At 74.1% G+C, this 5,903-nt stretch carries 2 protein-coding genes; both read left to right on the forward strand.

Features of this window, described 5'->3' with window-relative positions:
* A partial coding sequence (locus tag QH283_RS05285; RefSeq protein ID WP_280501888.1) for a condensation domain-containing protein occupies positions 1-1,877 on the forward strand: 1,877 nt, incomplete at its 5' end.
* Positions 1,877-5,903 (forward strand): amino acid adenylation domain-containing protein (locus tag QH283_RS05290; protein ID WP_280501889.1); only part of this gene is annotated, 4,027 nt, incomplete at its 3' end. The genes QH283_RS05285 and QH283_RS05290, both read left to right, overlap by 1 nt.

Consider the following 5,903-nt stretch of genomic DNA (forward strand, 5'->3'; position numbering starts at 1 on the left):
CCCGGCTGAGCGCCGGGCGGGGGGGCCGCGTCCCGGGGGCCGTGGTGTGCGACGCCCGGACGGTCGCCGCCCTCGCCCGCGGGCGCGGCGCACTCGACGGCACCGGCGCGCGCCCGCCGCTGACGCCGCGCACCGGCGACGGCCCGGTCCCGCTGGCCCCGGCCCAGCAGCGCATGTGGGTGGTCAACCGGCTCGCCCCCGACTCCTCGGCCTACAACATCCCGGCCGCCGTCCGCCTGACCGGCGCGCTCGACCACACCGCGCTCACCGCCGCCGTCACCGACCTGGTGACCCGCCACGAGACGCTGCGCACCCGCTACCCGGACACCCCCGACGGCCCGGTCCAGGAGGTGCTCGCGCCGGAGTCGGTGACCGTCGACCTGACCCCCGTTCCCGTCGCGGCGGGTGACATCACCGCCCGCATGGCCGAGTTCGCCGGCCGCGGCTTCGACATCACCGCCGCGCCGCCGCTGCGCGCCGCCCTGTTCCGCGTCGTCCCGGACGACGGTGCGACGCGAGCGGACACCGCCGATGAGCACGTGCTCGTGGTGGTCGTCCACCACATCAGCGGCGACGGCTACTCTGTGCTGCCGCTGACCCGCGACCTGGTCCGTGCCTACGCCGACCGGGCCGAGGGCCGGGCCCCGGACTGGTCGCCCCTGCCCGTCGGCTACACCGACTACAGCCTCTGGCAGCAGGAGCTGCTCGGCGCCCCCGGCGACCCGGAGTCGGTGCACGAGCGCCAGATCGCCTTCTGGCGCACCGAACTCGCCGGCGCGCCGGAAGTGCTCGCGCTGCCCACCGACCGCCCGCGCCCGGCCCACCGCGACATGCGCGGCGAGACCGTGACCACGGCGCTCGACGCCGACACCACGCTGGCGCTGGACCGGGTGGCCCGCGAACACGGCACCACCCTGTTCACCGTCCTGCACACCGCCCTGGCGGTGCTGCTGGCCAAGCTGTCCGGCAGCACCGACATCACCATCGGCGCCCCGGTGGCCGGGCGCGGCGAACGCGAACTCGACGACCTGATCGGCATGTTCGTCAACACCGTCACCCTGCGCACCCGCATCGACAGCCGCGCCCCCTTCGCCGAACTGCTGCGCGAGGCAGGCCGCCGCGACCTGGCCGCCCTCTCGCACGCCGACGTCCCGTTCGACCAGGTGGTCGACGCCCTCGGCCGCACCAGGTCCAGCACCTACACCCCGCTGTTCCAGGTGATGCTCGCCTTCCAGAACATGGGCGCGGGCCGCGTCGAACTGCCCGGCCTCGCGGTCGAGGTCGTCGATCCGGCCCCGGCCGAGGCCAAGTTCGACCTGCAACTGACCGGCATCGAGGAGTTCGACGCCGACGGCGCGCGGACCGGGCTGTCGCTGTGCCTGACCTACGCCGTCGACATCTTCGACGCCGAGACCGTCCGCGGTTACGCCGAGCGCCTGCACGCGGTGCTCGCCGCCGTCGCGGCGGACGCGTCGATCGCCGTGCGGGCGATCGACATCAGAACCGAGTCCGAACGGCAGCCCGCCGCCAGGACCACGGCGGGCGTGAGCCCGGCCGGCTCGGGCGCGGCCTCCGCCGGCGCGCCCGCCACCATGGCGGATCTGCCCGGCCTGATCGCCGCCGCCGCCGAACTCGCACCGACGGCCGTCGCATTCGCGCACGGCGAGCATCGGGTCACCTATGCCGAACTCCAGGCGAAACTGGCCGGCGTCGCGAAGGCGATGGGCGCCGCGGCCATACCCGAAACGCTCATCAACGTCGCCCTCGCCGGGCTGGTCCCCGGCATCCTCACGGCGCTCGGCGGCGCAGGCCTGGCCGCCGCGCTGAACACCCTTCTCGCCGAGACGAACTCCCTCGTCTCCGAAAGGAACTGCTGATGTCTCGAGCCGAATCGACGACCCCCCGTGGACACGGCAACGACCTGTGCGCCCATCCCGGCGACGAACGGCACGCCGCCCTGCGCCGCGCCTACGGCCTGGCGGACCTGCCCCGCCTGATCGAGACCGTCGCCGACCTGGAACCGGAACGGGTGGCGCTGAGCGGCCCCGGCGCCACGGTCGGATACGCGGAGCTGTCGGCCGAGATCGGGACGCTGGCCGTCGCCATGGGCGGCGCGCTCGCCCCCGACGCCCTGATCTCGGTGGTCGTCTCCGGCCGGCTGCCGCACCTGGTGGACGCGGGGGAGGGCGCGCTCGGCGCGGTCCTCGACGACCTGCTCGACGACGCGCTGGTCGCCGCCGCCCCGATGCTGCCCACCAGCTTCGCGCCGGTCGAGACGCTGGTGACCGAGTTCGCCGGGCAGGTGCGGCGCACCCCGGACGCGGTGGCGCTGGAATTCGGCGACACCGCCCTCACCTACGCCGAATTCGACGCCCGCGCCGAGGCGCTGGCCCGGCACCTGGCCGGCCTCGGCGTCGGCAGGGAGTCGCTGGTCGGGCTGTCGGCCCGGCGCTCGATCGAGCTGCTGGTCGGCATGTACGCGGTGCTCAAGGCCGGCGGCGGCTATGTGCCGATCGACCCCGAGCATCCGGCCGAGCGCATCGCCTACGTGCTGGAGACCGCCGCCCCCGTGCTGGTGCTCACCACCACCGCCGACGAGCCGGAAGGCCTGACCGGCGTGCCGGTGCTGCGCATCGACGAGTTCGAGGCAGCGCCGCCCGCGGCGACCGGGCACGTCGAGCCGGCAGGCCCCGGCCCGGACAACATCGCCTACGTCATCTTCACCTCCGGTTCCACCGGCCGCCCCAAGGGCGTCGCGGTCTCGCACCGCTCGGTGCTGGCCAATCTGCGCTGGCGGCAGCGGCTGAACCCGATGCTGCCCACCGACCGGGTGATCCAGAAGACGCCGTTCACCTTCGACGTGTCGGTCTGGGAGTTCTTCTGGCCGTTGCAGGTCGGCGCGCGGCTGGTCGTCGCCCGTCCCGACGGGCACCGCGATCCGGCCTATCTGGTGCGGTTCATGGCCGAACGCGGGGTCACCATCGCGCATTTCGTGCCGTCCATGCTCGCGGTCTTCGTCGCCGAGCTGGCCAGGACCGGACAGTCGCTGGACGCGCTGCGCATGGTGGTCTCCTCCGGTGAGGCGCTGCCCGCAGCCACCGCCGCCGCGCTGCGCGACGTGAGCGGCGCGACGCTGCAGAACACCTACGGTCCCACCGAGGCCACCGTCGACGTCACCGCCCACGAGGTGACCGCCGCCGACACCGTCACCGTCCCGATCGGCACCGTCGCCGACGACAACGAGCTGCTCGTGCTCGACGAGGGCCTGCGCCCGGTCCCCAACGGCGTGGTCGGCGAGCTGTACCTGGCGGGCGTGCAGCTGGCCCGCGGCTACGTCTCGCGTCCTGGCCTGACCGCCGACCGGTTCGTCGCCAACCCCTACGGCGCGCCCGGCGACCGCATGTACCGCACCGGCGACCTGGTGCGCTGGGCGGGCGGCAACGACGGCGGCCCGATGGAACTGGAATACCTCGGCCGCACCGACTTCCAGGTCAAGCTGCGCGGTCTGCGCATCGAGCTCGGCGAGGTGGAGGCCGCGCTGCTGCGCTCGGACGCAGTCGCCCAGGCCGCCGTGGTGCTCGCCCAGCACGCGGGCGGCGACCACCTGGTCGGCTATGTCGTCCCCGCCCCGGACGTGGACGTGCTCGACACCGGAGCGGTGCTCGAGCTGGCCCGTCGCGGCCTGCCCGAGTACATGGTGCCCTCGCTGTTGCAGGTGCTCGACGAGCTGCCGGTCAACGCCAACGGAAAGCTCGACCGCAAAGCGCTGCCGGCCCCCGACTTCGGTTCGGCGGCAGCGGAATTCCGCGAGCCGTCCACCGAGGCCGAGCGCCTGGTCGCCGGCATCTTCGCCGACCTGCTCGGCGCCGAACGCGTCGGCGCCGACGACGACTTCTTCACCCTCGGCGGCAACTCGCTGCTGGCCACCCGCGCCATCGCCCGCATCGGCGAGGCCCTCGGCGTCACCATCGACGTCCGAGACTTCTTCGACCGCCCCTCGGTGGCCGCGCTGGCCGCCCTCGGCGAGGCGGGCACGGCGGCGACCGGTCCCGCCCGGCCGCCGCTGACCGCCCGCCCGCGCCCTGAGCACGTCCCGCTCTCGCCCGCCCAGCGGCGCATGTGGTTCCTCAACCGCCTCGGCACCGACTCCGGCCGCGATCCCGCCGCGGGCGCGGTCGACAACATCCCGGTCGCCCTGCGCCTGCGCGGCGCGCTCGACACCGCCGCGCTCGACGCCGCCCTGTCGGACCTGGTGGCCCGCCACGAGATCCTGCGCACCCTCTACCCGCAGACCCCGCGGGGCCCGGTGCAGCTCATCCGGCCGGTGCATCCGGTGCCCGCGCTGACCCCCACCGACGTGGACGCGTCCGCGCTGGTGGACACGGTGCAGGCCATCGCGGTGCGCGGGTTCGACGTGGCCGAGGAGGTGCCGCTGCGGGTGCGGCTGCTGCGCAGCGGCCCCGAGGACCACACGCTGGTCTTCGTCGTCCACCACATCGCCGCCGACGGTGTCTCCATGAGCGTGCTGGTGCGCGACCTGATCACCGCCTACGCCGCCCGCCGCGGCGGCGCCGCCCCCGACTGGAGCCCGCAGGAGGTCCAGTACGCCGACTACGCGCTATGGCAACGCGAGGTGCTCGGGGAGGAGAACGACCCCGATTCGGCGGTCTCCGCCCAGCTGGCCTTCTGGCGCGCCGAACTGGCCGACCTGCCCGCTCAGCTGGACCTGCCCGCCGACCGGCCCCGGCCCGCGGTCTCCACCTATCGCGGCGCCACCCACGCCTTCGAACTCGACGCCGATCTGCGCGCCGCCGTGGACCGGATCGCCGCCGGGCACAATGCCACGCCGTTCATGGTCGTGCACGCCGCGCTGGCCGCCCTGCTGGCCCGGCTGTCGGGCACCACCGACATCGCGGTCGGCACCCCGATCGCGGGCCGCGGCGAGGCAGGCCTGGACGATGTGGTCGGCATGTTCGTCAACACCCTGGTGCTGCGCACCGAGGTCGACGGCGGCCGCGGCTTCGCCGACCTCATCGCCCACGCGCGCGAACGCGACCTGCGCGCCTTCGCCCACCGCGACATCCCCTTCGAGCAGCTGGTCGAGGCGGTCAACCCGGCCCGCGCCCAGAACCGGCATCCGCTGTTCCAGGTCGCGTTGTTCATGCAGAACATCGGCCCGGTCGCCCTCGAGCTGCCCGGCCTGCGCGCCGAACAACTCGACTTCGACCCCGGCTTCGCCAAATTCGACCTCCAGCTCACCCTCTCCGAACCGCTCGGCGCCACCGCAGGACCGCGCGGCTATCGCGCCGAACTGACCTACGCCACCGACCTGTTCGACGGCGCCACCGCCGCCGAGTTCGCCGCCAAGTTCACCCGCCTGCTGCGCGCGGCCCTCGACGACCCGCGACGCCCGGTCGGCGACATCGAACTGCTCGACGCCGGCGAACTGGACTACGTGGTGACCAGCTGGAACGCCAGCGGCCACAAGGTCGCCGAGCGCTTCCTGCACGACGGCTTCGACATGCAGGTGCGCCGCACCCCCGAGGCCGTGGCGCTGCGCGCGCCCGGCGGCGAGACCCTCACCTACGCCGAGCTGTCCGCCCGCGCCAACCGTCTCGCCCGTCTGCTCATCGCCTCCGGCGTCGGGCCGGAACAGCTCGTCGTGCTGGCCATGCCGCGCTGCGTGGAACTCGTCGTCGCCATGTACGCGGTGCTGCGCGCGGGCGGCGCCTACGTGCCGGTCGATCCGGGACACCCGGCCGAGCGCATCGGCCACATCCTCGACACCGCGGCCCCGCACACCGTCCTCACCACCACGACCGCCGGCTTCACCGTGCCCGAGTCGCTGCCCGCCGACGTGGCCGTGCTGAACCTGGACGAACTCGATCTGTCCGGCTACGCCC

The sequence above is a fragment of the Nocardia farcinica genome, assembly GCF_029867845.1.
Taxonomy (GTDB): Bacteria; Actinomycetota; Actinomycetes; order Mycobacteriales; family Mycobacteriaceae; genus Nocardia; species Nocardia farcinica_A.